33 protein-coding genes are annotated in these 24,750 nt (G+C 59.4%); 14 read left to right on the top strand and 19 right to left on the bottom strand.

The genetic code is table 11. The annotated features are described in order from the left end of the window. Positions 1-76 precede the first annotated feature (76 nt). From QE432_RS19420 to QE432_RS19410, 3 genes are all read right to left on the bottom strand, one after another. Positions 77-781 carry an SDR family oxidoreductase gene (locus QE432_RS19420; RefSeq protein WP_111783118.1) on the bottom strand — a complete coding sequence of 235 codons (705 nt, stop codon included), beginning with the start codon at positions 779-781 and terminating at the stop codon, positions 77-79. Between the two features lie 147 nt (positions 782-928). After that, entirely contained in the window at positions 929-1,294 is a 366-nt protein-coding gene (locus QE432_RS19415) for an antibiotic biosynthesis monooxygenase family protein (protein ID WP_306625348.1), read from the bottom strand. Beyond that, positions 1,291-1,617, bottom strand: coding sequence for an NIPSNAP family protein (locus QE432_RS19410; RefSeq protein WP_065688246.1), 327 nt, complete (start codon positions 1,615-1,617; stop codon positions 1,291-1,293). Before QE432_RS19410 ends, QE432_RS19415 begins: the two co-directional genes overlap by 4 nt. 74 nt (positions 1,618-1,691) lie before the next feature. On the opposite strand from QE432_RS19410, the gene QE432_RS19405 reads away from it, so the two are divergent. Beyond that, the gene (locus QE432_RS19405) at positions 1,692-2,375 is read left to right on the top strand and encodes an ArsR/SmtB family transcription factor (protein ID WP_038490782.1); all 684 of its coding nucleotides are present in this window, start codon (positions 1,692-1,694) and stop codon (positions 2,373-2,375) included. A gap of 30 nt (positions 2,376-2,405) precedes the next feature. On the opposite strand, the gene QE432_RS19400 is transcribed toward QE432_RS19405, so the two are convergent. Continuing rightward, positions 2,406-3,563, bottom strand: coding sequence for a pyridoxal phosphate-dependent aminotransferase (locus tag QE432_RS19400; RefSeq protein WP_025593298.1), 1,158 nt, complete (start codon positions 3,561-3,563; stop codon positions 2,406-2,408). A 171-nt stretch (positions 3,564-3,734) separates the two neighbouring features. Between QE432_RS19400 and QE432_RS19395 the strand changes: the two genes are divergently transcribed. The 5 genes from QE432_RS19395 (at position 3,735) to aat (ending at position 7,554) form a co-directional block, all read left to right on the top strand. After that, a complete protein-coding gene (locus tag QE432_RS19395) occupies positions 3,735-4,502 on the top strand; it encodes a DsbA family protein (RefSeq protein ID WP_111783121.1) in 768 nt (255 codons plus the stop codon). Positions 4,503-4,626: 124 nt separating this feature from the next. After that, on the top strand, positions 4,627-5,064 hold the full coding sequence (gene aroQ / locus QE432_RS19390; RefSeq protein WP_019565501.1) for a type II 3-dehydroquinate dehydratase: 438 nt from the start codon (positions 4,627-4,629) through the stop codon (positions 5,062-5,064). Positions 5,065-5,089: 25 nt separating this feature from the next. Then, entirely contained in the window at positions 5,090-5,575 is a 486-nt protein-coding gene (accB, locus tag QE432_RS19385) for an acetyl-CoA carboxylase biotin carboxyl carrier protein (protein ID WP_003512759.1), read from the top strand. A 12-nt stretch (positions 5,576-5,587) separates the two neighbouring features. Beyond that, the gene (gene accC / locus QE432_RS19380) at positions 5,588-6,934 is read left to right on the top strand and encodes an acetyl-CoA carboxylase biotin carboxylase subunit (protein WP_013635980.1); all 1,347 of its coding nucleotides are present in this window, start codon (positions 5,588-5,590) and stop codon (positions 6,932-6,934) included. Between the two features lie 5 nt (positions 6,935-6,939). Beyond that, on the top strand, positions 6,940-7,554 hold the full coding sequence (gene aat / locus QE432_RS19375; RefSeq protein WP_003512757.1) for a leucyl/phenylalanyl-tRNA--protein transferase: 615 nt from the start codon (positions 6,940-6,942) through the stop codon (positions 7,552-7,554). Between the two features lie 16 nt (positions 7,555-7,570). On the opposite strand, the gene QE432_RS19370 is transcribed toward aat, so the two are convergent. From QE432_RS19370 to gatB, 5 genes are all read right to left on the bottom strand, one after another. Next, the gene (locus tag QE432_RS19370) at positions 7,571-8,008 is read right to left on the bottom strand and encodes a DUF2155 domain-containing protein (RefSeq protein ID WP_013635979.1); all 438 of its coding nucleotides are present in this window, start codon (positions 8,006-8,008) and stop codon (positions 7,571-7,573) included. A 145-nt stretch (positions 8,009-8,153) separates the two neighbouring features. Continuing rightward, positions 8,154-8,552, bottom strand: coding sequence for an NADH:ubiquinone oxidoreductase subunit NDUFA12 (locus tag QE432_RS19365; RefSeq protein ID WP_013635978.1), 399 nt, complete (start codon positions 8,550-8,552; stop codon positions 8,154-8,156). A gap of 109 nt (positions 8,553-8,661) precedes the next feature. Beyond that, complete coding sequence (locus QE432_RS19360) at positions 8,662-9,135, bottom strand: GNAT family N-acetyltransferase (RefSeq protein WP_111783122.1); 474 nt, start codon at positions 9,133-9,135, stop codon at positions 8,662-8,664. Beyond that, positions 9,132-9,629, bottom strand: a complete 498-nt coding sequence (locus QE432_RS19355; protein ID WP_003512751.1) for a GNAT family N-acetyltransferase — start codon at positions 9,627-9,629, stop codon at positions 9,132-9,134. Before QE432_RS19355 ends, QE432_RS19360 begins: the two co-directional genes overlap by 4 nt. A 159-nt stretch (positions 9,630-9,788) precedes the next feature. Next, positions 9,789-11,294 carry an Asp-tRNA(Asn)/Glu-tRNA(Gln) amidotransferase subunit GatB gene (gatB, locus tag QE432_RS19350; RefSeq protein WP_026330819.1) on the bottom strand — a complete coding sequence of 502 codons (1,506 nt, stop codon included), beginning with the start codon at positions 11,292-11,294 and terminating at the stop codon, positions 9,789-9,791. A 151-nt stretch (positions 11,295-11,445) separates the two neighbouring features. Here gatB and QE432_RS19345 point away from each other — a divergent pair, with 151 nt between their 5' ends. Next, positions 11,446-11,778 carry a DUF1294 domain-containing protein gene (locus QE432_RS19345; protein ID WP_306625343.1) on the top strand — a complete coding sequence of 111 codons (333 nt, stop codon included), beginning with the start codon at positions 11,446-11,448 and terminating at the stop codon, positions 11,776-11,778. Here the strand turns inward: QE432_RS19345 and QE432_RS19340 are convergent. Continuing rightward, positions 11,760-12,269: a GNAT family N-acetyltransferase gene (locus QE432_RS19340; RefSeq protein WP_041694376.1), complete on the bottom strand. Its 510-nt coding sequence runs from the start codon at positions 12,267-12,269 to the stop codon at positions 11,760-11,762. The genes QE432_RS19345 and QE432_RS19340 overlap by 19 nt on opposite strands. Positions 12,270-12,567: 298 nt before the next feature. Between QE432_RS19340 and QE432_RS19335 the strand changes: the two genes are divergently transcribed. Then, entirely contained in the window at positions 12,568-12,825 is a 258-nt protein-coding gene (locus QE432_RS19335) for a YjhX family toxin (RefSeq protein ID WP_065688241.1), read from the top strand. 59 nt (positions 12,826-12,884) lie between these two features. Here QE432_RS19335 and gatA read toward each other — a convergent pair whose 3' ends face one another. The 3 genes from gatA to QE432_RS19320 all read right to left on the bottom strand — a co-directional run bounded on the left by gatA (position 12,885) and on the right by QE432_RS19320 (position 15,539). Further along, complete coding sequence (gatA, locus tag QE432_RS19330; RefSeq protein ID WP_306625341.1) at positions 12,885-14,366, bottom strand: Asp-tRNA(Asn)/Glu-tRNA(Gln) amidotransferase subunit GatA; 1,482 nt, start codon at positions 14,364-14,366, stop codon at positions 12,885-12,887. A gap of 55 nt (positions 14,367-14,421) precedes the next feature. Next, on the bottom strand, positions 14,422-14,709 hold the full coding sequence (gatC, locus tag QE432_RS19325; protein ID WP_003512734.1) for an Asp-tRNA(Asn)/Glu-tRNA(Gln) amidotransferase subunit GatC: 288 nt from the start codon (positions 14,707-14,709) through the stop codon (positions 14,422-14,424). 125 nt (positions 14,710-14,834) lie between these two features. Further along, positions 14,835-15,539 carry a metal-dependent hydrolase gene (locus QE432_RS19320; protein ID WP_003512733.1) on the bottom strand — a complete coding sequence of 235 codons (705 nt, stop codon included), beginning with the start codon at positions 15,537-15,539 and terminating at the stop codon, positions 14,835-14,837. A gap of 84 nt (positions 15,540-15,623) precedes the next feature. Between QE432_RS19320 and QE432_RS19315 the strand changes: the two genes are divergently transcribed. Together QE432_RS19315 and ruvX are read left to right on the top strand one after the other, a co-directional pair. Further along, positions 15,624-15,926 (top strand): alkylphosphonate utilization protein, encoded by a 303-nt coding sequence (locus tag QE432_RS19315; protein ID WP_003512732.1) that lies wholly within the window; start codon positions 15,624-15,626, stop codon positions 15,924-15,926. Between the two features lie 15 nt (positions 15,927-15,941). Beyond that, the gene (gene ruvX, locus QE432_RS19310; RefSeq protein ID WP_003512731.1) at positions 15,942-16,421 is read left to right on the top strand and encodes a Holliday junction resolvase RuvX; all 480 of its coding nucleotides are present in this window, start codon (positions 15,942-15,944) and stop codon (positions 16,419-16,421) included. On the opposite strand, the gene QE432_RS19305 is transcribed toward ruvX, so the two are convergent. The 5 genes from QE432_RS19305 to QE432_RS19285 all read right to left on the bottom strand — a co-directional run bounded on the left by QE432_RS19305 (position 16,373) and on the right by QE432_RS19285 (position 20,290). Further along, the gene (locus tag QE432_RS19305; RefSeq protein WP_003512730.1) at positions 16,373-16,690 is read right to left on the bottom strand and encodes a DUF6105 family protein; all 318 of its coding nucleotides are present in this window, start codon (positions 16,688-16,690) and stop codon (positions 16,373-16,375) included. The genes ruvX and QE432_RS19305 overlap by 49 nt on opposite strands. Then, positions 16,687-16,848, bottom strand: a complete 162-nt coding sequence (locus tag QE432_RS19300; protein ID WP_013635969.1) for a hypothetical protein — start codon at positions 16,846-16,848, stop codon at positions 16,687-16,689. Before QE432_RS19300 ends, QE432_RS19305 begins: the two co-directional genes overlap by 4 nt. A gap of 258 nt (positions 16,849-17,106) precedes the next feature. Further along, complete coding sequence (locus QE432_RS19295; protein WP_003512728.1) at positions 17,107-17,751, bottom strand: TetR/AcrR family transcriptional regulator; 645 nt, start codon at positions 17,749-17,751, stop codon at positions 17,107-17,109. A gap of 135 nt (positions 17,752-17,886) precedes the next feature. Next, a complete protein-coding gene (locus QE432_RS19290; protein WP_003512727.1) occupies positions 17,887-18,498 on the bottom strand; it encodes a GNAT family N-acetyltransferase in 612 nt (203 codons plus the stop codon). A gap of 139 nt (positions 18,499-18,637) precedes the next feature. Continuing rightward, positions 18,638-20,290, bottom strand: a complete 1,653-nt coding sequence (locus QE432_RS19285) for an acyl-CoA dehydrogenase family protein (RefSeq protein WP_025593276.1) — start codon at positions 20,288-20,290, stop codon at positions 18,638-18,640. 129 nt (positions 20,291-20,419) lie between these two features. On the opposite strand from QE432_RS19285, the gene QE432_RS19280 reads away from it, so the two are divergent. Genes QE432_RS19280 through dprA form a run of 4 tightly spaced genes read left to right on the top strand, consistent with a single transcriptional unit; the run spans position 20,420 to position 24,477 of the window. Then, on the top strand, positions 20,420-21,361 hold the full coding sequence (locus QE432_RS19280) for an aspartate carbamoyltransferase catalytic subunit (protein ID WP_003512724.1): 942 nt from the start codon (positions 20,420-20,422) through the stop codon (positions 21,359-21,361). Further along, a complete protein-coding gene (locus tag QE432_RS19275; RefSeq protein ID WP_306625338.1) occupies positions 21,358-22,650 on the top strand; it encodes a dihydroorotase in 1,293 nt (430 codons plus the stop codon). The genes QE432_RS19280 and QE432_RS19275 overlap by 4 nt, the downstream gene beginning before the upstream one ends. A gap of 48 nt (positions 22,651-22,698) precedes the next feature. Next, complete coding sequence (plsY, locus tag QE432_RS19270; RefSeq protein WP_003512722.1) at positions 22,699-23,316, top strand: glycerol-3-phosphate 1-O-acyltransferase PlsY; 618 nt, start codon at positions 22,699-22,701, stop codon at positions 23,314-23,316. A gap of 21 nt (positions 23,317-23,337) precedes the next feature. Next, on the top strand, positions 23,338-24,477 hold the full coding sequence (gene dprA, locus QE432_RS19265) for a DNA-processing protein DprA (protein ID WP_065704684.1): 1,140 nt from the start codon (positions 23,338-23,340) through the stop codon (positions 24,475-24,477). Here the strand turns inward: dprA and QE432_RS19260 are convergent. Beyond that, positions 24,433-24,663, bottom strand: a complete 231-nt coding sequence (locus tag QE432_RS19260; RefSeq protein ID WP_019565491.1) for a hypothetical protein — start codon at positions 24,661-24,663, stop codon at positions 24,433-24,435. The genes dprA and QE432_RS19260 overlap by 45 nt on opposite strands. Between the last annotated feature and the right edge of the window lie 87 nt (positions 24,664-24,750).

The following is a 24,750-nucleotide window of genomic DNA, read 5'->3' as shown; positions in this document are numbered from 1 at the left end:
AATCTCTCCCGATCAAGGACTTGACCGCGTTGGCAAAGCACTAAGTCCGGGTGACGGAAGCCCGATATGCCAATCGTCAAACAGACCGTGTCAGACCACCATCGACGCGGATGTTCTGGCCGGTGATGTAACCCGCACCTTCCGAGGCGAGGAAGGCAACGGTTGCGGCTATCTCCTCGCTCGTTCCGTAACGCTGCATCGGCACACCCTGGCGGCGCTCTTCCGTGGCTGGCAGGCTATCGATCCAACCGGGCAGAACATTGTTCATGCGCACATTGTCGACCGCATAGGTATCGGAAAAAATCTTGGTGTAGGAAGCAAGGCCGGCGCGGAACACTGCAGAAGTCGGGAACATGCTGCTCGGCTCGAAAGCCCAGGCAGTCGAAATGTTGATGATCGACCCGGTTTTCTGTTTCACCATGAATGGAGCCACGATCCGTGTTGGGCGGATGACGTTCATCAGGTAGACATCCAGACCCGTGTGCCATTGCTCATCGGTGATATCGAGGATGGAGGCGCGCGGGCCATGGCCTGCACTGTTCACGAGAACGTCGATACGGCCGAATTTTTCGAGCGTCAGTTCCACCAGTCGATTGAGATCGTCGTTGGACTGGTTGGAGCCGGTGACGCCGATGCCGCCCAGTTCCTTCGCCAGCGCCTCTCCCTTGCCGGAGGACGACAGGATCGCGAGCTTGTAACCATCAGCGCTTAGACGTTTCGCCACAGCCGCCCCCATGCCGCTGCCGCCTGCCGTCACAATCGCCACTTTTTCTGCCGACATCGTTCTTTTCTCCATGTCCAATCGGGCGGACCGCCGCGTGGCAGCCCTTCTCCATCCATAACCCGCTCCATCTATAGCGGGTTTTGGCAGCGAGTTCGAACCAGAAAGCCTTGGACCGGCTTGAAGAAAAACTGATCTGAAGGCCCGTCAACGCCGCACTTGATCATCCGCCGCATGGGCCTGTCTGCTGTCGATCGGGGCCTCCTCCCTCTCCTTCAAACCATAGTCCCGCATCACGGTGGCGATACGCAGGCGGTAATTGCAAAAGACGCCGGACCGTCCCAGCGACTGTGCTGCTCGATGCGGCGCGGTGTTGCGCCATGCCTTCACCGCCTCCTCATCCCTGAAGAATGACAGCGAAAGCATCTTGTCGGGATTGCTGATGCTCTGAAAGCGTTCGACGGACAGGAAGCCGTCGATGGTTTCGAGCTCGGCGCGCAGGCTGGCGGCAATATCGAGATAATGCTGTTTTTCGCCCTCAGCCGGCCAGACCTCGAAGATGACGGCGATCATCGTCCGCCTCCGCCGTGCGGCGCAGATGCCAGCCTCAGGAACAGCCTGTCCTCACGGCGGATGAATTGCTCGCGCCGGGCAAATTCATAATTTTCCCGCCCTGCCGGGTCGGCGGCAAGTCGCGCCCGGTAGGCTTCGTACGCGGCAAGGTTTTCGATGTTATAGACGCCGTAGGCAATAGTGCTCGATCCCTCTTTCGGCGCGTAATAGCCGATCAGATCGGCGCCGCAGCGCGGTATCGCCTCACCCCAGTTGCGGGCATATTGATCGAAAGAATCGACCTTGAAGGGGTCGATCTCGTAACGGATGAAACAGGTCAGCATCGTCGGTCTCCTCGTGTTCTGCCTTGCCTGTCTACGCCATTGCCTCACATCAATGCTTCGGCTATCATCGAACTATGAAAGACGGACCCTTGATCGCAAATGTCGCCGCCCTGATCGGCGACCCCGCCCGCGCCAACATATTGACGGCGCTGATGGACGGACGCGCGCTGACAGCAAGCGAGCTTGCCGAAGCCGCCGGCGTGACACTGCAGACTGCTAGCGGGCATCTGTCAAAACTCTCCGACGCCCAATTGCTCAAAGCGGAAAAACAGGGGCGGCATCGCTATTTCCGGCTTTCCGACGCGGATGTGGCGCAGGTTCTTGAAGCGCTGATGGGACTTGCGCAGCGCACCGGGGCCGTGCGCGTGCGTACCGGACCAAAGGACACCGCGCTTCGCGAGGCGCGCATCTGTTACGATCATCTGGCCGGAGAAAGTGGCGTGGCACTGCTTTCCACCATCACCGCAAAAGGTCTCGTCACGTCAGGCGACGATCCCGCACTTACGGATAGCGGGCGGGATTTCTTCTCGAGCTTCGGCATTGATCTTTCGCCGCTGGAAAAGGCAAGGCGCCCGGTTTGCCTGCATTGCCTGGACTGGAGCGAACGTCGTCACCACCTCGGGGGCGGGCTCGGCGCATCGCTTCTGAAAGCCATGCAGCAGCGCGACTGGCTGCGGCAAGGAAACGGGCGCGTGCTGACCTTCACCACAAAGGGTGAAAAGGCCTTTGCCAGCACCTTCGGTTGCTCGCCCGCCTGATCCCCGCCAAAGGGGAGAAGAACCGAGGGCTTATTTCAGCCAACCAGCAATGCGCCCAACGGCCTCGGCAATATCCGACACCGAACCCGCATAGGAAATGCGCAGCGCCCTGTGGCCCTCCTCTGGATCGAAATCCATGCCGGGCGTCGCCGCCACGTCGATTTCCGCCAACATGCGTTTGGCGAAATCCATGCTGTCATTGGAAAAGCGGCTGGTATCGACATAGGCGTAAAATGCGCCATCCATGGGAGACGCCAGCGGCAGGCCGATTTCCGGAAGGCGCGTCATCAGGAAATCGCGGTTGGTGCGGTAGCTTTCCCTGTAGACGTCCAGTTCTTCCGCCGCCGAAAAGGCTGCGGTTGCCGCCAGCTGGGATAGTTCCGGCGGTGAAATATACAGGCTCTGAGCAAGACATTCGACCGGACGGACGAGATTTTCCGGCAGGACCATCCAGCCGATGCGCCATCCGGTCATGCAATAATATTTCGAGAAGGAATTGATGACGACGGCATTGTCGGTGAGTTCGAGCGCGCTCGTTTCCTCGCCGACGAAAGTAAGGCCGTGGTAGATCTCGTCGGAAATGAAGGCGATATCCCGGCTTTCACAATAGTTTGCCAGCCGTTTCAGCGCTTCGCGGCCGGTGACCGTGCCGGTTGGGTTGGCCGGGCTTGCCAGGAGCACGCCCTTCAACTTGCAGCCCGCCCTGGTTTCCGCCCGCTCGAGGCTGGCAGGCGTCAGCGTATAGCCGGTTTCCGCCGTTACCGGCACTTCCACGACATTGAGGCCAAGCGCTTTCAAGATATTGCGATAAGCGGGATAACCGGGCCTTGCGATCGCGACATGATCACCGGCATCGAAAAGGCTGAGGAAGGCGAGGTTGAAAGCGGCAGAAGACCCGGTGGTGACGGCAATGCGCGCCGGATCGACGATAACCTGGTGGCGCAGCCGGTAGTGGCCAGCAATCGCTTCGCGCAATTCACGCAGGCCCAGCGCATCGGTATAGCCGATCCGCCCATGCTTCAGCGCCTCCTGCGCGGCCGCCAGAGAGGCTTTCGGTGCGGGATGGGAAGGCTGGCCAACCGCCATGGAAATGACGGGGCGTCCCGCCTGCCGTCGCCGGTTCGCCTCCGCCAGAATATCCATGGCGTGAAAGGGTTCGACTGCGCTCCGCTTCGACATCGTTATCAAGGGCATGCTCTTTCCTGAACCGTATTTCAGAGACTTGCCCCAGAATCACACGCTTCACAATCGTGCGACCATAATGCGGACAACTATTTTTGGCGTATGGCATTTGGCTTAAAGTAAGGTAATTGCATCATAACATTCATGAGGCATTGGCCGCACAGTATGAGGACCGATATGGCGCATCTTCTCCGTTCAACCCTTCTCGCCAGCGTAACGGCCCTTTCCACGGCTTTCGCTTCTCTGCCCGCCCATGCCCTCGATGACAAGCAGAAGAAGGAAATGGGCGAGTTCATCAAGCAATATCTGATCGAGAACCCCGAGATCATGCTTGAAGTTCAGGACGCGCTTGAACGCAAGCAATATGCGACCCGCAACGCCAAGGCGGCGGAAGCCGTGGCCGACAACCAGAAGACCATCTTCGAATCGAAATACGATCTGGCGCTCGGCAATCCGGACGGCGACGTCACGCTGGTCGAGTTCTTCGATTACAATTGCGGTTATTGCAAACGCGCCATGGGCGACATGGACAATATTCTGAAGACGGACAAGAAAGTACGCGTCGTGCTCAAGGAATTCCCGATCCTCGGGCCGGAATCGGTCGCCGCGCATCGGGTCTCCAACGCCGTCAAGCTGCTTGCGCCTGCCAAATATCCCGAATTCCAGCGCGCCTTGCTTGGCGGCCGCGGACGGGCGAATGAAGACAGCGCCATGGAAGTCGCGACGTCGCTCGGTCTCAAGGAAGCCGACATCCGCAAATCGATGGCAGAAAACCCCAACGACGCGCAGGTGCAGGAAACCTACAAGCTCGCCAACAGCCTCGGCATAACAGGAACACCGTCCTATATCGTCGGCAACGAGGCCGTTTTCGGCGCTGTTGGTGCGGACCCGTTGAAGGAAAAAATCGCCAATATGCGCAGCTGCGGAAAAGCCACCTGCTCCTGATTCCGCAAAAAGCCGCTGCATTCCCTGTGGATGCCGGGCCTGCCGGCTGTTTACGGCTTTCGGGGGCTTTTCCTTGAAGGCTGCGCAGTCTATAGGTGTCGCTGATTTTCTTATGGAAACACGAATGGGCAACATCATCATCGTCATCAACGGCCCCAATCTCAACATGCTGGGAAAAAGGGAACCGGGTATCTATGGTGGCAAGACGCTGAAAGACATCGAGAATGATTGTCTTGCTGCTGGTGCAGATCTCGGGTTCGCTGTGGAATTCCGCCAGTCCAACCACGAAGGCGTGCTCGTGGACTGGTTGCATGAGGCGGGAGAGAGAGCGGCAGGTGTCGTCATCAATCCCGGCGCCTACAGCCACACCTCGATCGCGCTGCATGACGCCATTCGTGCGATTTCCACGCCCGTCGTGGAAGTGCATATTTCCAACATCCACGCGCGGGAAGAGTTCCGTCACAAATCGATGGTATCGCCCGCCGCGAAGGGCATGGTCTGCGGTTTCGGACCATATGGCTACATCATGGCGCTTCACGCGCTGAAGAACATCACGGCATAAAAAGAAACAAAGAATAGGGTTTGTCATGTCTGAAAAGAAACAGGGTATCGACAAGGAACTGATCCGCGAGCTCGCGAATATCCTCAACGATACCGACCTTTCGGAAATCGAAGTGGAGCAGGAAGACCTGCGCATCCGCGTTTCCCGCGCCGCTCCGCCCACCACGGTATATGCCGCAGCGCCCACCGGTTACGCAGCACCGGCACCAGCCCCTGCAGCGGCGGCAGTTGCCGCTCCGGCAGCACCTGCGGTCGCCGCAGCACCTGCCCGCAACCCGGCCAATACCGTTACCTCGCCAATGGTCGGCACGGTTTACCTGTCGCCTGCTCCGGGCGCACGTCCGTTCGTCGAAGTGGGCGCGACCGTCAAGGAAGGCCAGACCATCCTCATCGTCGAAGCCATGAAGACCATGAACCAGATCCCGGCTCCGAAGTCCGGCAAGGTCGTGGAAATCGTCGTCAACGACTCACAGCCCGTGGAGTATGGTGAAGCTCTCGTGGTCATCGAATAAAGGCGGTTCAGCATGGTTTCGAAGATCCTCATAGCCAACCGCGGCGAGATTGCGCTGCGCGTCCTGCGCGCTGCCAAGGAGCTTGGCATTCCGACAGTCGCCGTGCATTCCACCGCAGACGCGGACGCCATGCATGTGCGCCTTGCCGACGAAAGTGTGTGCATCGGCCCGCCGCCTTCGCGTGACAGCTACCTCAACATCCACCAGATCGTTGCGGCCTGCGAAATCACCGGTGCGGACGCCGTTCACCCCGGTTACGGCTTCCTGTCGGAAAACGCCAAGTTCGCCGATATCCTCGACGCGCACGGCATTACCTTCATCGGACCGACCGCAGAGCATATCCGCCTTATGGGCGACAAGATCACCGCCAAGCAGACGGCGCAGGAACTCGGTATTCCCGTGGTTCCCGGCTCCGACGGCGAAGTGAAGCCCGAGAATGCGCTCGAAATCGCCCGGACGATCGGCTTCCCGGTCCTGATCAAGGCGACGGCAGGCGGCGGCGGTCGCGGCATGAAGGTGGCGAAGACGGAAGCGGATCTCGACGAGGCGGTCTCGACGGCCCGCTCCGAAGCGGCAGCTGCCTTCGGCAACGACGCCGTTTATATGGAAAAATACCTCGGCAAGCCGCGTCATATCGAAGTGCAGGTTTTCGGCGACGGTGAAGGCAACGCCATTCACCTTGGCGAACGCGATTGCTCGCTGCAGCGCCGTCACCAGAAGGTGCTGGAAGAGGCGAACTCCCCGGCCCTCACCGTTGAACAGCGCATGAAGATCGGCGAAATTTGTGCAAGCGCCATGCGCAAGCTGAAATATCGCGGTGCCGGCACCATCGAGTTCCTTTACGAAAACGGCGAGTTCTATTTCATTGAAATGAACACGCGTCTTCAGGTGGAACACCCGGTGACGGAAGCGATCACCGGCATGGACCTCGTGCAGGAACAGATCAGGGTTGCTTCGGGACAGGGCCTGTCGGTCACGCAGGCGGATATCGAATTCCATGGCCATGCCATCGAATGCCGTATCAATGCCGAGGACCCGCGCACATTCGTTCCCTCCCCCGGCACGTTGACCTATTTCCATACGCCGGGCGGCCTTGGCGTGCGCGTCGATTCGGGTGCCTATCAGGGCTACAAGATCCCGCCTTATTACGACAGCATGATCGGCAAGCTTATCGTTCACGGTCGCGACCGTGACGAATGCATCCGCCGTCTGCGCCGGGCACTGGACGAGTTCGTCGTCGACGGCATCAAGACCACGCTCCCGCTTTTCCAGGATCTTCTTCAGAACGAAGATATCCTCAGCGGCAATTACGACATTCACTGGCTGGAAAAATACCTGGCCGGTGATGCGTCTCACTAAGAGATATGGTTGGGCGGCGCAGCAAAAATAACGGCATAACCGTCGATATATTGCTGCGCGCCTATTCCGCCGGCCTGTTTCCGATGGCCGATTCGGCTGATGATCCCGAGCTTTTCTGGGTCGAGCCGGAAATACGCGGAATCATTCCGCTCAACGATTTCCACATTTCCAAAAGCCTCGCCAAGGCGATGCGCAAGAAGCCGTTCGAGATACGCTTCAATACCGCTTTCGAAGCGGTGATGGCAGGATGTGCGGCTGAAGCGCCGGACAGGCCGAGCACTTGGATCAACGCCACAATTCGCAAACTCTACACCGAACTGCACCAGATCGGCCATGCCCATAGTGTCGAGGCGTGGGATGGCAAGGAACTTGTCGGCGGACTTTACGGTGTATCGCTTGGGGCCGCATTCTTCGGCGAGAGCATGTTTTCCCGCCGCACCAACGCCTCGAAAATTTGCCTCGTGCATCTGGTGGAGCGGCTGAGAGCAAGCGGTTTCGTGTTGCTCGACACTCAATTCACCACCGAGCATCTGAAGACATTCGGCGCGATCGATGTGCCGAAGCAGCAATACGCGAAAATGCTCGATCAGGCCGTCAACCAGCCAGACCTGCAATTCTAAAAATCATAACGTAACGTTATTTGCTTGCCGTTGAGGGAGCGGGAACTTCAGAGTCCTGCTTGCAGCCCGTCAGCCATACGTCGTAGATCGGGTGCTCGACAGCATTGAGGCCGGGGCTGTCGGCGAACATCCAGCCAGTGAAAATCCGCTTTATCTTGCGGTCGAGAGTGATTTCATCCACCTCGATGAAAGCATCGATCTTCTGGGCTTCCGTCTGGTCGCGCGAGTAACAGACCTTAGGCGTCACCTGGAGCGCGCCGAACTGAACCGTTTCGTCGATATAGACATCGAAAGACGTAATGCGGCCGGTGATCTTGTCGATGCCGGAAAACACTGCCACGCGGTTTTCAAGACGGGCGGCGGAGACGGGCGATACGAGGATGACAGCAGAGACCGCTGCAAACAGCGAGACTGTCAGCGCACGCAAAGAACGATCCCGCGTGAATATCCTCATACGATATGTCTCCAAAAAATTGCCTGTGTCGGGACGACGACCGGATCAACGCGTAAGGGCGGAATGTGGCAAAAACCGGTGAGGTCGGGTGCCAAGCGCGGCGTTTTGCACAACACCGCGCATCGCAATGCTCATTTTTCCCTGCTCAGTTGCCGGGGGTCCAGGCGTCGTAGTCGCCGGTTACGCGTGGACGCTCGCCTGCGACCGCCAGCGATCCCTGTGGGCGATAGGCCTTGGATGTGCCGGTAAGGTTGGCCTGATGCGCCTTCTGCCATTCCCGCGGAACATATGTTTCCTGGCTCGGCGGCACGTCGGTGCGGTAGTGCATCCAGCCATGCCAGCCGGGCGGAATGGCCGAAGCTTCGGCATAACCGTTATAGATCACCCAACGGCGCGGCATGCCCCAGGAGGTGGTGCCGCCTTCGTAATAGGTGTTGCCCAACTCGTCCTGTCCGACCTTCTTGCCGAAACGCCAGGTGTGAAACCGCGTTCCGATCGTCTGGCCGTTCCACCAGGTGAAGATTTGCGTCAGGAGAGTCTTCATTATGCGTTCCTCGGGCTTGAATGCGCCGCAGCGATTTTCCGTGCACGGCACAAGACAAGCTTATGCCGCCCCTCACGGCGATTGTCCAGTATTTCCCGATATATCCGCGCTATTTCAGCTTCATCCTGAAACCGAAATGCCGCTTCTCGAAACCCAGCCGCTCGTAAAAGCGATGGGCATCGAGCCTCGCCACGTTGGAGGTGAGCTGCACGGCTTTCATGCCCTTGGCGCGCGCTTCATCAAGGCAATAGTTGATCATGACTGCGCCGATGCCACGGCCGCGCATGTCGGGCCGCGTCTGCACCGCTTCAATCACCATGGATTTGGCGCCGCGCCCGATAAGCTTGGTCAGGATGGCCGTCTGGAAAGTGCCGACGATCTCGCCGTCCAGTTCCGCCACGTAAAGCGTCTCGGTGGGGGACGCCTCGATATCGCGGAAGGCCGCGAGATAGTCCGGCAGCGCCGATTCGTCGGCCGTATCGCCGTGGCCTCCGATTTCGTCAGCGGCATAGATGGCCGCGAGTGCGGAAACATCCTCTTGCCGTGCCGCGCGGATTATCAGCGTATCTAATGTCGCATTCATCGTTTCAGGCTCTTTTCCATGACGATACCGGGAAAACCATCGATACCCGCCATGCGCTCGATTCGGTCAACCTCGGTAAATCCGACGCCTTCATAAAAGGCTATTGCGACAGTATTTTTGGGCTCCACTTCCAGACGCATGATTTCCGCATCCGGAAAGCAGGTTTCAAGCTCGGCGAAGAGATCGCGGCCGACCCCCTGACGCTGGAATTCGGGCCCGACATAAAGCTGGTGCAACAGGGCCGTCTTGCTCATCTTCGCAGACATGGAAGCATAAGCCATACCGCCGATCTGCCGGCCATTATCGGCCACCAGAAATTCGCCGCCCTTTTTCTCGATGCGGTCCTTCATGGCCTGTGGCGAATGCCATGCGGCAATCAGCTCCTTCACCTTGTCCGCGCCGTAGATCGCGTCGTAGGTCGCATGCCAGGTGGTAGCCAGAAGCGCCCGGACCGGCTCGATATCGCGCTGGCTTGCCGTGCGTATGAAAAACATGATGTTTGCTCCGTCTCGAAACAGAAATGCCGGGCGTGATCCCGGCATAAATCAATGTCAGTCCCAGTGCTCGACGTCATCCTCGGGCTTATGCCGAGAATGACGGATGAGAACTTGCTACTTCAATGCCTTTGTACAGGCACGGGAAGCAGCGTCCGCTTACTCGTCCTCGATGCCGAGCTTGGCCTTCACCAGCGCCTGCACGGCCTGCGGGTTGGCCTTGCCGCCCGTCGCCTTCATGACCTGGCCGACGAACCAGCCGGCAAGCGCTGGCTTCGCTTTCACCTTCTCGACCTGATCGGGGTTGGCGGCGATGATCTCGTCCACAGCCTTTTCGATGGCGCCGGTATCCGTCACCTGCTTCATGCCGCGCGTCTCGACGATTTCGGCCGGGTTGCCACCCTCGTTCCAGACGATTTCGAACACATCCTTGGCGATCTTGCCGGAAATGGTCTCGGACTTGATGAGATCGATAATGCCGCCCAGCTGTTCGGGAGAAACCGGCGTCGTCTCTATGTCCTTGCCTGATTTGTTCAGCGCACCGAGAAGATCATTGATGACCCAGTTGGCGGCGGCCTTCGGATCGCGGCCGGCAGCAACCGCCTCGTAATAATCGGCGATCGCCTTTTCCGAAACGAGGATCGAGGCGTCGTAGACCGACAGGCCAAGATCGGCGACGAAACGGGCCTTCTTGTCATCAGGCAGTTCCGGCAGATCGACCTTCAGCGCCTCGACGAAAGCATCGTCGAATTCAAGCGGCAGCAGGTCCGGATCAGGGAAATAGCGATAGTCATGCGCGTCTTCCTTGGAGCGCATGGAACGCGTCTCACCCTTGCCGGGATCGAACAGGCGAGTTTCCTGATCGATGACACCGCCGTCTTCGAGAATGGCGATCTGGCGGCGCGCCTCATATTCGATGGCCTGGCCGACGAAGCGGATGGAGTTGACGTTCTTGATCTCGCAGCGCGTGCCGAAACCTTCGCCGGGACGGCGCACGGAGACGTTGACGTCGGCGCGCATCGAGCCTTCGTCCATGTTGCCGTCGCAGGTGCCGAGATAACGCACGATGGACCGCAGCTTGGTGAGATAGGCCTTTGCCTCATCCGACGAGCGCATGTCGGGCTTGGAGACGATTTCCATCAGCGCCACGCCAGAACGGTTCAGGTCCACGAAGGACATGGTCGGGTGCTGGTCGTGCATGGACTTGCCAGCGTCCTGCTCCAGATGCAGGCGCTCGATGCCGATCTCGATATCCTCGAAATTGCCCTGACGATCCGGACCGAGCGAAATCGTGATGATGCCCTCACCGACGATCGGGTCCTTGAACTGCGAAATCTGGTAGCCCTGCGGCAAATCCGGATAGAAGTAGTTCTTGCGGTCGAAGATCGAACGGTTGTTGATCTTGGCCTTCAGGCCGAGACCGGTGCGCACCGCCTGCTTGACGCATTCCTCGTTGATGACGGGAAGCATGCCGGGCATGGCGGCGTCCACCAGCGACACGTTGGAGTTCGGCGCATTGCCGAAAGTGGTCGAAGCGCCGGAAAACAGCTTGGAATTGGAGAGAACCTGCGCATGCACCTCCAGGCCGATCACGATTTCCCAATCGCCGGTGGCGCCGGGAATGAAGCGTTTCGGGTCGGGGGTGCGCACGTCTACAAGGGTCATATGAAGCTCACGATATACGGGTTCTTTGGCCTTGGTGGGTAGAACAAATGGAGCGCGGGCGCAAGACATCTTGCACCCTGTCGCGCCAGGCACCGGATTTTCGCCGGAACCGGATACGCGTTTTTTACGGTTCTCAGTTTCTATTCACGTCATGACCATGATCGCTCTCTGCTTCATGACCTATATGGCCTTCAATCTTTTCGTCTTTCTTGTCTATTGGTGGGACAAGGAGGCGGCAAGAAACGGTGGCTGGCGCATTCGGGAAAGTACTCTGTTATTGCTTGCTTTCATTGGCGGCAGCATGGGCGCAGTCTCGGCTCAACAACTGCTGCGCCACAAAACCCGCAAGGAACCCTTCCGCAGCATCCTGATATCCATCGTAATTTTACAGGTGGGCCTTGTCGCGTCCCTCGCCATCATGCCGGACTGGCCGATACGGCTTGTAACCGGCTTGCAGACGCTCTCTCAGAACCCCGGCCCATAAAGGCCGCTCTCGACCTCGACCAGCTGCTTTTGCAGGCCGACGGATTGCACGTCGCGATCAAGCTTCGGCGCATAGGAGACGGAGAGCCAGTGGACGCTGTAACCGTGATGACGGAAAAAAGCGACCGCCGGTTCGTTCTGCGCATGGGTTTCAAGCCGGATGGTTTCGAAATCACGTTGCAATATCTGCCGTTCGATATCCGCAAGAAGGAGGCTGCCTATACCTCTGCGCTGAAAATCCGGATCGATCCAGAAATCGGAAATCGCCTCGTTGAAATGTTCCCGTGCCGCCCATCCGGCAACCGCGCCGCCGAACTCGGCCACGCGGATGGCACGCCAGGACGAGCGGGTGAAATTGGAAAAGGCACTGGCGGCGTTATCGTAAAGCGTCGTGGTAATGCCGAGCGCTGTTGTGGCCTGCCGCCATGCCCTGAGGCCGATGGCCGCCAGAACCTCCGCTTCCTGCTCCTGCGCATTGCGAATGACGATCAAGCCGCGCCCTCCATGGCCCAACGAAGTAAAGCACCGGCGGTGCGATTCGGCCAGTGCGGTTTCCACACCGCCCTGCCCGCCCGGTCGGGTGATGCCCGTGGGACTTGACCGCGCAGGTCTCCCCCGCTAACCAAAAAGAGCAAACAAGGAGTTTTTATGTTCGCTCAATCGGAGTCCCGGTAACGGCCCTGCCCGCAAGTTTCTTGCGCGCCGGGCCATTATGAAACCGACCTGGATGCCTTAACGGCACCCGGACCTGTTTTCATGCGTCTAGAAGACGCCGACCGGATTTCCGACAATGGACATTTCCCGCGCCGAACAGCGCATTCTTCACCTGCTCGCCCAGGGCGGCAGCATCGAACTCGTTCGAGACGACCATCACAAAATCGAAAAACTCGCGCTCTATACGCGCGACGGCTGGATTTTCAGCGGCCTCGATCTCCTTACCTTCCGCAAACTGAAGCAGAAGAGAGCCATCGCCTCCTCGGGCGGCAAGCCTTACCGCATCACGACGCGTGGCTTGGAACTCGTACGGGGTGAGCTGGACAATCGATAAAAACAAACGGGCGGCACTTGATGCCGCCCGTGACAATTATAGAGCTTTTGTTCAGCCGCTTACCACCACTTGGCAGGCGTGAACTTGCCAGCAGCCTGCTCGATGGCATGCGCCGTCTTGAAGAGCGTCTCTTCTTCGAACGGCTTGCCGATGAGCTGCAAGCCGAGCGGCAGGCCCCTGCCGTCCAGGCCGGCAGGCACCGAGAGGCCGGGAAGACCGGCCATGTTGACCGTAATGGTGAAGACGTCCTGGAGGTACATCTTGACGGGATCGGAAGCGAGTTCCTCATCGCCGACAGCGAAGGCGGAAGACGGTGTAATCGGCGCCAGAATGGCGTCGACGCCCTCATGGAAGACGTTTTCGAAATCGCGCTTGATCAGCGTGCGGACCTTTTGCGCCTTCAGGTAATAGGCGTCGTAATAACCGGCTGAAAGCACGTAGGTGCCGACCATGATACGGCGCTGCACTTCCTTGCCGAAACCGGCTGCACGGCTCTTCTCGTACATGTCGGCAATGTCCTTGCCGTCGACGCGCAGGCCGTAACGTACGCCGTCATAACGAGCGAGGTTGGACGAAGCTTCCGCGGGCGCGACGATGTAATAGGCCGGAAGCGCGTATTTGGTGTGCGGTAGCGAGATATCGACCACTTCGGCACCGGCATCGCGCAGCCATTCGACGCCCTTTGCCCAGAGCTTTTCGATTTCTTCCGGCATGCCATCGACGCGATATTCCCTGGGGATACCGATCTTCAGGCCCTTGAGCGACTGGCCGATGGCCTTTTCGTAATCCGGCACCGGCAGGTCGACGGAGGTCGTATCCTTTGCGTCAACGCTCGCCATCGTCTTCAACAGGATAGCGGCGTCGCGCACGTCACGTGCGATCGGGCCGGCCTGATCGAGCGAGGAAGCATAAGCAACGATGCCGTAACGCGAGCAACGGCCATAAGTAGGCTTGATGCCGACGGTGCCGGTAAAGGCAGCTGGCTGGCGGATGGAGCCGCCGGTGTCGGTTGCCGTGGCGCCGGCGCACAGATGCGCGGCAACGGCTGCGGCCGAACCGCCGGAGGAGCCACCGGGCACGAGCTTCTGCTCTGAGCCATTGGCGCGCCAGGGGTTGATGGCCGGACCGTACCAGGAGCTTTCGTTGGACGAGCCCATGGCGAACTCGTCCATGTTGAGCTTGCCGAGCATGACGGCGCCCTGGTCCCAGAGGTTCTGGGTGACGGTCGATTCGTATTTCGGCTTGAAGCCATCGAGAACATGCGAACACGCCTGCGTGTGCACGTCACGGGTGGCGAAAAGGTCCTTCACGCCGAGCGGAACGCCTTCCAGCTCGCCCGCCGCGCCTGCGGCGATGCGGCCATCGGAGGCTTTCGCCATGTCGCGCGCCTTTTCAGGCGTCAAGGCAACATAGGCGTTCAGCGCGCCGTTGGCGGCGTCGATGGCGGCAATATAGGCGTCGGTCAGCTCGAGGGCGGAAAACTCTTTCGCCTTGAGCTTTTCGCGGGCTTCGGCAATGGTCAGGCTCGTCAGGTCGGTCATGGTCGGCAACGGCTTTCGAAATCTTGGAAAAATCGGGCGGCAAACGGCGGTCGGACTATTCGACCACTTTCGGAACCATGAAGAAGTCCCGGTCGGTCGCAGGCGCATTGGCGACGATGTCTTCCGCCTTGTTGCCGTCGGTCACGACGTCGGCACGCTTTTTCATATCCACGGGGGTAACGGAGGTCATCGGCTCGACGCCGTCAACATTCACTTCCGAAAGCTGCTCCACGAAACCGAGTATGCCGTTCAACTGGCCAAGCATATTTTGTGCTTCGTCTTCAGTAACAGCGATACGGGCAAGGCGCGCAACGCGCTTTACGGTGGCGAGATCGACGGACATGGTTCTACTCCGGTCAGAATTTTCCTAACCGCTATAATCACCATGTCCGCCATTCGCAACGGTAGAAAGCATGTCGCGTAAAACTGTGTAGCGGTTTTGCTGTAGCGACATGCGTCAGCAAAATGTCAGAAGGACAGTATTTCGCCCGGCTTCGGCGTGTGGACGCGCGCATCCGAGCCTTCCATGCCGGCCACGAACTTCTCCGGCGTCTGGTCAACGATCGGGAAGGAACCATAGTGGCAGGGAATGACGTTGGCGAATTTGAAAAAGCGCTGGCAGGCGAGTGCAGCCACCGCACCACCCATCGTGAAGCGGTCGCCGATTGGCACGAGACCGATATCCGGCTGGTGCAATTCGTTGATGAGCTTCATGTCGGAGAAAATATCCGTATCGCCCATATGATAGACGGCCGGACCGTCTTCGAAATGCAGCATCAGTCCATTGGCGTTGCCGAGTGAATGAGAAACGCCATCCTCCGTGATCTGGGCGGACGAATGCAGCGCATTGGTGAAGGTTACGGAAAAACCGTCGAAATGTACCGTGCCGCCGGTATTACCCATATCGACCTTCGCCACGCCCTTGGTGGAAAGCCAGGCGGCGAGATCGGCATTGGCAAGCACTGTCGCGCCCGTTTCGCGAGCAAGCTGGACGGTATCCCCCACATGATCGCCGTGGCCGTGGGTCAGGAGAATATGGGTGATGCCTTCAGCCGCGCTTTTCGCATCCTGTCCGGCAAAACCGGGATTGCCGGTGAAAAACGGATCGATAAGGATCTTCGCGCTGCCGTTTTCAAGGCGGAAGGCGGAATGGCCGAGCCAGGTGATTTTCATGGGAAGTTCTCCTTTGTATTGCCCGTATATTATGACATAGGACGGCTTGAACAACCGCACTACCGATATTTCAGAGAGGCGACAATGGCCGCGGATAATGACGATTACGTGTATGACGAGGCGACCGGCGAATGGCGGCCTGCGTCCGAGCTGGCCGCAGAAGCTTTGCGCGCGAACGAAGTGCGCGATGCGGCAGGCAACGTGCTTGCGGATGGTGACCAGGTAACGCTGATCAAGGATCTGAAGGTCAAAGGCACCAATACGGTCATCAAGCAGGGCACTGTCATCAAATCGATCCGCCTGACCGGAAATCCGGAAGAAATCGATTGCAGGCACGAGACGGTCAAGGGCCTGGTGCTGCGCACCGAATTCGTCCGAAAAAGATAAAGGACAGCGTACGACATGGCGATACTTACCATCGAGGAGCTCGCGGAAACGCTTCAGCCGGCGCAGGCGATTGCGGGCCTCGACCTTGGGACGAAAACCATCGGACTTGCCATGTCGGACCTGTCGCGGCGCTTCGCCACGCCGCGCCCCGTCATCAAACGGGTCAAATTCACTCGGGATGCCGAGGTGCTGCTGGCCTTTGCCGAAAAGGAAAAGGTATCCGCTTTCATCATCGGCCTGCCCATAAACATGGATGGATCGGCCGGACCACGCGCTCAGGCAACACGCGCCTTCGTTCGTACCATGGGGGAGAAAACCGCCCTGCCCTTCATTTTCTGGGATGAACGGCTTTCAACGGTCGCCGCCGAACGTGTGCTTCTGGAAATGGATGTCTCTCGCGCCAAACGGGCCGAACGCATCGATTCGGCAGCCGCAAGCTTCATTCTTCAGGGCGCGCTGGACAGGCTTTCGGCACTCGCCCGCGCAACGGGCTGACGTCCCTGCCACCAATTGGCAATCTGTTTTCGCTTGCGGAAAGCAAGGATCGCAAAAACGATCAGGCTGTCGACCGCTATGGCGCGCGCGACCAGCGGCGGCAGGCTTTCCGGCGGCAGGCCGAGGATATTACCGTAAATCTGGAATACCAGATCATGCGTCTGGCGCGTCAGCATGAAGAAGCCGAAGCTCAAGTCGTAATAGGATAGCCAGTACCAGCTGCCGAGCAATGCAACGGGACCGGCCCAGAGGATCAAAAACCACTTCATGCAGTCTGCTCCCGCGTGAAAATCGTATCGGGAATGCCAGCAAGCACCGCCCAGCGCACCAGAGCCATCAGGCAAAGGTTAAACGCTGGCGCGTCAATATCCAACGGCAGCATAGCAAAAAACGTCATCATGACGCCCAAAGCTGTCCAGCGGCTCACTTGCGGCTCCCTTATACGCAGTCATTGCGCATGGTTAACATTGTGTTAATTCACACTGGACCGGTAACCATGGCTAAGCAAATGAAAGCTGTCGGTATGGTTAACGGTGGCGGGTCCGGCTGTGGAAAACACCCCTCACGAAGCCAACGGCATGCGATGCCGCAAGGTTGCCGGACCGCTGAAAACATGGTTGATTTTTCGTCAAATAACGGCCGATTTTGTTAAGGCGACCGTCTCGCCCGGCTCGTTACGCCGCGCTCAGCCGTAAACGCCGCGCACCAGTCTTTTGACGGCGGTTGCAATCTTGTCCCAGTCCTTGTCCGACTTCAACGGCACGCCGGCGAACTGGCCGCTGGTGGCGGCGGAAATCACGAGATGCTGGATGGCGGCGAACAACACGGCATTGACGGCTGCGGTATCTACGCCCTTGGGTGCTGCCAGCGATCCGCGCATGCGCTCCAGCCATTTGCCGAGCGATTTCGCACGGGCTTCGGCAAGCTGCCTGACCTGCGGCGAGCCATCCGACACTTCCCAGGCAATGATCTTGCAGACGAGAGGATCGCTGCGCAGCGCATCCATGAAATAAAGCGCCAGCTTTTCCATGAGATCGCCATAGGTCAACAGGAACATGCCACCGGTATCTTCAGGAATACGGTCCTTTACCCAGGATCCGAGATCCTCGCCGATCGCCTCGATCAACCCTTCCAGACCGCCGAAATAACGGTAGATCAGCTGCTTGTCGCATCCGGCGCGGCGCGCAACGGCATTGATGCCAAAACCCTGAAAGCCCTCTTCGGCCAGAAGCGACCGGGCCGCCTCAAAAATCGCCTTTTCGGTCGCAGCGCGATCCTTGATGCGCTTTTCCGGCTTGTCGGCTGAAATCACCTCTGCGGTCGCCAGCATACTTCCCTACCCGTCTTTTAAAAGGCCTGACCCAACGGGTTAACAAAGCATGAAGACAAGGACAATGCAGCGCAGCGGCTGGGGAGAAGGTTCCTGTGGATGAATTAAGATCGAGGACCCGTACCCCGCAAATAATCACTCCAGCGCCATTCCAAACCACACGGTGCCTGGTGTGTCGTGGGTTTCGAGACGTTTGAAGCCGCGAGTTTCCCAAAAGCGAATACCCGCCTGGTTGCGCTCGCTGGCGCCGAGGTGGATGCCGTAGACGTTGTTTTGTCTCGCCATATCGAGCCAGCGCGACAAAAGCCGCGTGCCGCCGCCCTTGCCCTGTGTGCGTGGCAGAAGGTTCAAGTGGATATGGGCCGGAAACGGATCGGTCAGCCAGGTTGGCGTGTGGCGCGGGTGGTGGATGAAATGTGCACGGCGCTGATCGGCGTCCCATGTTTGCTGGTCGCCGACGGGGTCGGGATAAAGGGCGCGCAGATGCGGCCACCACTCACGCTCCAGCCGCTCATCATGCAAGGCGGTATCGAGCGCGCCGGCGATGTAACCGCAGACACCCTCTTCGTCTTCCGCCACAAAAACGGCATCGGGCCACAGATGCAGATAAGGCACGGAATAAATATGCCCCACCATGCGGCCATCGCGATAAAGCGGGGTGGCATCCTGCCCGGCATCGCCGGTGGCAAGACTGATGGCGTAGAGCGCCTCTTCATCTTCAGGACGGGCGGAGCGGAAGGTCAGCATCTGCTATCGACCCCCATCTCCATGCGCGCGCACGCGCCCAACGACTTAAAGACAGAAATACGCCCCACGCCAACGCCTTTTCTCAAATCCGATACCCCTCCCACAGGGACAGCAACAACAGCCTTCCACCCTTTATCGGTCAGGACGCGGGCGGATACAATAAATCGATTATATAATTCGGATCAAAGCGAGAATCGAGCATGCCGTAAGTATGTCGCCAACCACCCGCCAGACGGGTTTCGAGGAAGGCGTCTGCGATCTTGCCGGCGCCGAGCCGGCAAAGCTCGGCGGCAGCGGCAGCAAGTGCGAATTGCTCCACCAGCAGGCGGGCAGCACCCTCATCGCGTTCGGCAAGCGCGATTGCGGCGCGCAGCACATCCGTGGTCTTTTTTCCGGCGGGTCCGAGGTCGCGCTCCAGCGTCTGGAAAACGAGATCGAACAGATCCTTGCCGCGCTGAAGAACACGCAGCACATCCAGCGCCATGACGTTGCCGGAGCCTTCCCAGATGGCATTGACCGGCGCTTCGCGGTAGTGGCGGGCAATCGGCCGTTCTTCCACATATCCGTTGCCGCCAAGGCACTCCATCGCCTCGTAGATCAACGCCGGCGCGATCTTGCAGCACCAGTATTTCACAATCGGCGTCATCACCCGCGCATAGGCCGCCTCGGCGGCATTGTTGCGGGCGGCATCGAATGCCGATGCCAGCCGGAACGAGAGTGCCGTTGCGGCTGCGACATCCAGCGCCATATCGGCGAGAACGCGCGTCATGATCGGCTGGCTGACCAGCGTCTTGCCGAAGACGGAACGGCCGCGTGCGAAATGCACGGCTTCTGCGAGCGAAGCGCGCATCATGCCTGATGATGCCAGCGCGCAGTCGAGCCGCGTCAGCGTCACCATGTCGAGAATGGTGCGCACACCGCTGCCCGGCTCACCCAGAAGATAACCGAAAGCATCGGTAAACTCGACTTCGGCGGAGGCGTTGGAGCGGTTGCCGAGCTTGTCCTTCAGGCGCTGGAAATGCAGGCCGTTGGCAGAACCGTCTTCCAGATAACGCGGCACCAGGAAACAGCCCATGCCGTCGCCCATCTGCGCCAGCATGACGAAACCGTCGCTCATCGGCGCGGAGAGGAACCATTTGTGGCCGGACAGGCGATAGATGCCCTCGCCCACCCGCTCCGCCGTGCTGCGGTTGGCGCGCACATCCGTGCCGCCCTGTTTTTCCGTCATGCCCATGCCGACGGTGACGGCGGTTTTCTGCAAGGCCGGCTTCTGCGAGGAATCATATTTCCGCGACAGTATCTTCGGCACCCATTCCTTCTGCACACGCGACGAGGTCATGATGGCGGCAACGGAGGCGCTGGTCATGGTCAAGGGGCAGAGATGCCCGGCCTCGAGCTGCGAGGTCAGATAAAATTTGGTGGCGCGCGCCTTGTGTTCATTGCCGCGCGTTTCGGCTGCATTTTCCCAGACGCTGGAATGAAGACCCGATGACATGGAACGGCGCATCAGTGCGTGCCATGCGGGATGGAACTCAACCTGATCGAGACGTTCCCCGCGCGGGCCATGCGTGTGCAGCTGCGGCACGCCCTGATTGGCCATGCGCGCCAGTTCCTGCGCTTCGTGCGAGGTTACGTAACGGCCGAGCTGGTCGAACTCGTCCCTCAGATTGCGTGACAGGCCGGATGTGAGGTCGACGATCAGCGGATCGGAACGATAGGCATTGATACCGGACCATAGGCTAGGCTGGTTTAGTTCGGCGAGCGATTCTTCTGTCCGGTTCATGCCTGTCATTCGCATCCTTCTATCGGGATTCGTGCTTTATTGCGTGTATATGCCAAAACCCGGCTTATCGCATGCTTGCCCGCAAAGCCACCTGTCTTTATAGACCCGTTGACTATTGCGACCCGGAGGACAATTTCCATGGTCTATTTTCCCCACCGCCATCTCCTCGGCATAAAGGGGCTTTCCCATCAGGATATAACCCTGCTTCTCGACAAGGCCGACGAAGCGGTGAAAATCAGCCGTCAGCGCGAGAAAAAAACCTCGACGCTTCGGGGCCTCACGCAGATCAACCTGTTCTTCGAAGCTTCGACCCGGACACAATCCTCCTTCGAACTTGCCGGAAAACGGCTTGGCGCCGATGTGATGAACATGTCGGTCAGCAATTCCTCGGTGAAGAAGGGCGAAACGCTGATCGACACGGCGATGACGCTGAACGCCATGCGCCCCGATGTGCTGATCGTGCGTCACTCCTCTGCCGGTGCCGCAGCCCTTCTCGCGCAGAAGGTTGCCTGCTCCGTGGTCAATGCCGGCGACGGCCAGCATGAACACCCGACGCAGGCCCTTCTCGACGCGCTGACCATTCGCCGCGCCAAGGGTGATCTTTCGGGAATAACGGTGGCGATCTGCGGCGACGTACTGCATTCGCGCGTTGCCCGCTCCAACATCATCCTGCTCAACCAGATGGGCGCGCGCGTGCGCGTCGTGGCTCCCGCGACGCTTCTTCCCTCCGGTATCCGCGACATGAGCGTCGAGGTCTTCCATGACATGAAGGAAGGCCTGAAGAACGCCGATGTTGTGATGATGCTGCGCCTGCAGCGCGAGCGCATGTCCGGCTCCTTCGTGCCTTCGGTGCGCGAATATTTCCACTATTACGGTCTCGATGCCGAAAAGTTGAAGGCAGCGAAAGAAGATGCGCTGGTCATGCATCCCGGCCCGATGAACCGTGGCGTGGAAATCTCATCCGAAGTGGCTGATGGTCCGCAGAGCGTCATCGAAAGCCAGGTGGAAATGGGGGTTGCCGTGCGCATGGCTGTCATGGAAACCCTGCTTGTCTCGCAAAATCAGGGTGAGCGCGTATGAGTGCCGTGACCGTTCTCAAAAACCTTCGCATCGTTGATCCCTCCCGCAATCTGGACGAGGTGGGCAGCATCGTCATCGGTGCCGACGGCACGATCCTCGCCTCCGGCGGGCAGGCACACAACCAGGGTGCGCCCGAGGGTGCGACGGTTCGCGACTGCAAGGGGCTGCTGGCCGTTCCCGGTCTGGTGGATGCCCGCGTCTTTGTCGGTGAGCCGGGCGGCGAACACCGTGAAACCATCGAATCCGCATCGCGCGCGGCAGCGGCCGGCGGCGTCACCAGCATCATCGTCATGCCGGACACCGACCCCGTTATCGACGACATTGCGCTGGTCGAATATGTGAAAAAGGCGGCACGCGACAAGGCGCTCGTCAATGTGCATCCCGCCGCAGCACTGACCAAGGGCCTCAACGGCGAGGAAATGACCGAGATCGGCATGCTGAAGGAAGCCGGTGCGGTTGCCTTCACCAATGGCCGCAGGGCGCTTTCCGACACGCTGGTGCTGCGCCGCGCCATGACCTATGCGCGCGAATTGGGTGCGGTGATTGCACTTGAGACCCGCGACAAATATATCGGCGGCGGCGACATGAACGAGGGGCTTTTCGCAAGCTGGCTCGGTCTGTCCGGAATCCCCAAGGAAGCCGAGATCATTCCGCTGGAGCGCGACCTGCGCATTGCCGGTCTGACGCAAGCGATCTATCACGCCGCCAAGATTTCCGTGCCGGAATCGGCAGAAGCGATCCGTCTTGCCCGGCAGCGGGGCGTCAAGGCGACCTGCGGCATCTCGATCAACCATCTGACGCTGAACGAGAACGATATCGGCGAATACCGTACCTTCTTCAAGCTCTCACCTCCCTTGCGCGCCGAAGACGACCGCAAGGCCATGGTCGAGGCGCTGAAGGATGGCACGATCGACATCATCGTTTCCTCGCACGACCCGCAGGACGTGGACACCAAGCGCCTGCCCTTTTCGGATGCGGCAAGCGGTGCGGTGGGGCTGGAAACCATGCTGGCGGCGGCGCTTCGCCTTCACCATAGCGGCGAGGTTCCGCTGATGCGGCTGATCGATGCGCTTTCCACCCGCCCGGCGAAAATCTTCGGACTGGATGCGGGAACGCTTAATGCCGGCGCGAAGGCTGATATCACGCTGATCGACCTGGACGAGCCTTGGCTGGTTGCAAGAGATCAACTGGTGTCGAAATCCAAGAATACGCCGTTTGAGGATGCCCGTTTCAGCGGCCGCGCTGTCGCCACTTATGTGGCTGGCAAAGCGGTTCATTCCTTGGCATAAGATCACGGGCATGGGATCACGCTGGCGCGCGACGAGAGGGAACGTTGAATGAGTGCTTTGACTGACTGGCAGACGGCGCCTGCCCTTCTCGCGCTTGCGGCGCTGATTGGCTATCTATTCGGCTCGATACCCTTCGGCCTGCTTCTCACCCGCATGGCGGGGCTGGGCGATGTGCGCAAGATTGGTTCCGGCAATATTGGCGCCACCAATGTGCTGCGCACCGGCAACAAGAAGCTCGCCGCAGCGACATTGCTGCTCGATGCGCTGAAGGGCACCGCCGCAGTGCTCGTCGCCAATGCGCTCTGGGGTTACGAGGCGTCTCTGGTTGCCGGTTTCTTTGCCTTTCTCGGCCATCTGTTTCCGGTGTGGCTCGGTTTCAAGGGCGGCAAGGGCGTGGCGACCTATATCGGCGTGCTTTTAGGCGCTGCCCCCCTGATGATGCTGGCTTTTGCGCTGATCTGGCTCGCAACCGCGTTCATCACCCGGTATTCCTCGCTGTCGGCGCTGGTTGCCATGCTTGTGATCCCGGTCGCCCTCTGGATAGTCGGGCCTGAAAAGACGGCGCTTCTGGTAACGTTGCTGAGCGTGATTTCCTGGTGGAAACACCGGGAAAACATCGCACGGCTTCTGGCCGGCACGGAAAGCAGGATCGGGCAAAAGGGCTAAGGCCAGCTTTAGGGATAAGTCATGCCGCATGAGGAAACGACACGGCAGGGCATAGAGCTTTCCGCGCGGCAGCGGGTCGCATGGCTTCGGCTGATCCGCAGCGACAATATCGGCCCCGTCACCTTCCGCGAACTCATCAATCATTTTGGCAGCGCTGAAAAAGCGCTCTCTGCCCTGCCCGAGCTTTCAAGGCGCGGCGGTTCATTGCGCAGCCCGCGCATTGCCACACAGGCGGAAGCGGAAGGCGAAATCGAAACGGCTGAAAGATTCGGCGCTCGCTTCGTCGGCATCGGTGAGCCAGACTATCCGCCTGCCCTGCGACAGCTCGACGGCGCGCCGCCACTGATCGCCATGAAGGGATCAGCATCCACCGCAACAAGACCTTGCGTCGGCATCGTCGGATCACGCAACGCCTCCATCAACGGCGCGAAATTCGCCGCGATGCTGGCGCGCGATTGCGGTCGTGCGGGCTATACGATCGCTTCCGGGCTGGCGCGCGGCATCGATGCGGCAGCGCACCGGGCAAGCCTTGCAACCGGCACGGTGGCCATGCTGGCGGGCGGTCTCGACCGTCCCTACCCTCAGGAAAATTTTGGGCTCTTGCAGGACATCTACGAACAGGGCGGCGCGACGATCAGCGAAATGCCCTTCGGCTGGGAGCCACGCGCGCGGGATTTTCCCCGCCGCAACCGGCTGATATCAGGCGTCTCGCTCGGCGTCGTCATAGTGGAAGCGGCAGAACGATCCGGTTCGCTGATCACGGCGCGGCTTGCCGGCGAAGCGGGCCGGCTGGTTTTCGCCGTGCCAGGCTCCCCACTCGATGCGCGCTGCGAAGGCACCAACCGGCTGATCAAGGAAGGCGCGATGCTGACCACGGGGGCGGCCGATATTCTCGATGCGCTACGACCGCTGATGGAACCGCAATTGCCTTATGACCGCAAGGTCGAGGAACCACGATCCGATGAGGAAATGTCACCGCCCGGAGATGACGAGCGCAGCATCGTTGCCGCCGCTCTCGGGCACTCACCCGTCGAAACGGACGATATCATTCGCCACACGGGTTTTTCCGCGGCCACGGTTCACATGGTGCTGCTGGAACTCGATATTGCCGGGCGGTTAAACCGGCACGCCGGGGGGCGGGTTTCGCTCCTCGCGGATTGATAGCTTGCGCCGCCCGCTCTGGATATCGCCGACTTCCACATAGGCCATTTCAATCAGATAGCACAGCATGTCGGCGCCCTCGCGATTGGCGACGAGCCTCAGTTCCGCGAGCATCTGGCGAATGTAAGCCAAGTTCTCTCTGGTCCCTTCATTATCGGCATTATTGTTTGTTGCGTTCGGGACCATATATCTATCCTGGAATTTCAACCTGAAACAAAGATCATTACGTCAATTCAAATCATGTTGGTCACTATAACAAATTTACCAAAGATT

The sequence above is a fragment of the Agrobacterium sp. SORGH_AS_0745 genome, from assembly GCF_030818995.1.
GTDB classification, from domain to species: domain Bacteria; phylum Pseudomonadota; class Alphaproteobacteria; order Rhizobiales; family Rhizobiaceae; genus Agrobacterium; species Agrobacterium tumefaciens.
Note: the sequence above shows the minus strand (reverse complement) of the source record. Positions and strands in the feature narration are given on the sequence as shown.

Coding starts and splice junctions, on each gene's coding strand:
- QE432_RS19420 (WP_111783118.1), bottom strand. CDS start 781: ATGTCGGCAGAAAAAGTGGCGATTGTGACGGCAGGCGGCAGCGGCATG.
- QE432_RS19415 (WP_306625348.1), bottom strand. CDS start 1,294: ATGATCGCCGTCATCTTCGAGGTCTGGCCGGCTGAGGGCGAAAAACAG.
- QE432_RS19410 (WP_065688246.1), bottom strand. CDS start 1,617: ATGCTGACCTGTTTCATCCGTTACGAGATCGACCCCTTCAAGGTCGAT.
- QE432_RS19405 (WP_038490782.1), top strand. CDS start 1,692: ATGAAAGACGGACCCTTGATCGCAAATGTCGCCGCCCTGATCGGCGAC.
- QE432_RS19395 (WP_111783121.1), top strand. CDS start 3,735: ATGGCGCATCTTCTCCGTTCAACCCTTCTCGCCAGCGTAACGGCCCTT.
- aroQ (WP_019565501.1), top strand. CDS start 4,627: ATGGGCAACATCATCATCGTCATCAACGGCCCCAATCTCAACATGCTG.
- accB (WP_003512759.1), top strand. CDS start 5,090: ATGTCTGAAAAGAAACAGGGTATCGACAAGGAACTGATCCGCGAGCTC.
- accC (WP_013635980.1), top strand. CDS start 5,588: ATGGTTTCGAAGATCCTCATAGCCAACCGCGGCGAGATTGCGCTGCGC.
- aat (WP_003512757.1), top strand. CDS start 6,940: ATGGTTGGGCGGCGCAGCAAAAATAACGGCATAACCGTCGATATATTG.
- QE432_RS19370 (WP_013635979.1), bottom strand. CDS start 8,008: ATGAGGATATTCACGCGGGATCGTTCTTTGCGTGCGCTGACAGTCTCG.
- QE432_RS19365 (WP_013635978.1), bottom strand. CDS start 8,552: ATGAAGACTCTCCTGACGCAAATCTTCACCTGGTGGAACGGCCAGACG.
- QE432_RS19360 (WP_111783122.1), bottom strand. CDS start 9,135: ATGAATGCGACATTAGATACGCTGATAATCCGCGCGGCACGGCAAGAG.
- QE432_RS19355 (WP_003512751.1), bottom strand. CDS start 9,629: ATGTTTTTCATACGCACGGCAAGCCAGCGCGATATCGAGCCGGTCCGG.
- gatB (WP_026330819.1), bottom strand. CDS start 11,294: ATGACCCTTGTAGACGTGCGCACCCCCGACCCGAAACGCTTCATTCCC.
- QE432_RS19345 (WP_306625343.1), top strand. CDS start 11,446: ATGACCATGATCGCTCTCTGCTTCATGACCTATATGGCCTTCAATCTT.
- QE432_RS19335 (WP_065688241.1), top strand. CDS start 12,568: ATGGACATTTCCCGCGCCGAACAGCGCATTCTTCACCTGCTCGCCCAG.
- gatA (WP_306625341.1), bottom strand. CDS start 14,366: ATGACCGACCTGACGAGCCTGACCATTGCCGAAGCCCGCGAAAAGCTC.
- gatC (WP_003512734.1), bottom strand. CDS start 14,709: ATGTCCGTCGATCTCGCCACCGTAAAGCGCGTTGCGCGCCTTGCCCGT.
- QE432_RS19320 (WP_003512733.1), bottom strand. CDS start 15,539: ATGAAAATCACCTGGCTCGGCCATTCCGCCTTCCGCCTTGAAAACGGC.
- QE432_RS19315 (WP_003512732.1), top strand. CDS start 15,624: ATGGCCGCGGATAATGACGATTACGTGTATGACGAGGCGACCGGCGAA.
- ruvX (WP_003512731.1), top strand. CDS start 15,942: ATGGCGATACTTACCATCGAGGAGCTCGCGGAAACGCTTCAGCCGGCG.
- QE432_RS19305 (WP_003512730.1), bottom strand. CDS start 16,690: ATGAAGTGGTTTTTGATCCTCTGGGCCGGTCCCGTTGCATTGCTCGGC.
- QE432_RS19295 (WP_003512728.1), bottom strand. CDS start 17,751: ATGCTGGCGACCGCAGAGGTGATTTCAGCCGACAAGCCGGAAAAGCGC.
- QE432_RS19290 (WP_003512727.1), bottom strand. CDS start 18,498: ATGCTGACCTTCCGCTCCGCCCGTCCTGAAGATGAAGAGGCGCTCTAC.
- QE432_RS19285 (WP_025593276.1), bottom strand. CDS start 20,290: ATGACAGGCATGAACCGGACAGAAGAATCGCTCGCCGAACTAAACCAG.
- QE432_RS19280 (WP_003512724.1), top strand. CDS start 20,420: ATGGTCTATTTTCCCCACCGCCATCTCCTCGGCATAAAGGGGCTTTCC.
- QE432_RS19275 (WP_306625338.1), top strand. CDS start 21,358: ATGAGTGCCGTGACCGTTCTCAAAAACCTTCGCATCGTTGATCCCTCC.
- plsY (WP_003512722.1), top strand. CDS start 22,699: ATGAGTGCTTTGACTGACTGGCAGACGGCGCCTGCCCTTCTCGCGCTT.
- dprA (WP_065704684.1), top strand. CDS start 23,338: ATGCCGCATGAGGAAACGACACGGCAGGGCATAGAGCTTTCCGCGCGG.
- QE432_RS19260 (WP_019565491.1), bottom strand. CDS start 24,663: ATGGTCCCGAACGCAACAAACAATAATGCCGATAATGAAGGGACCAGA.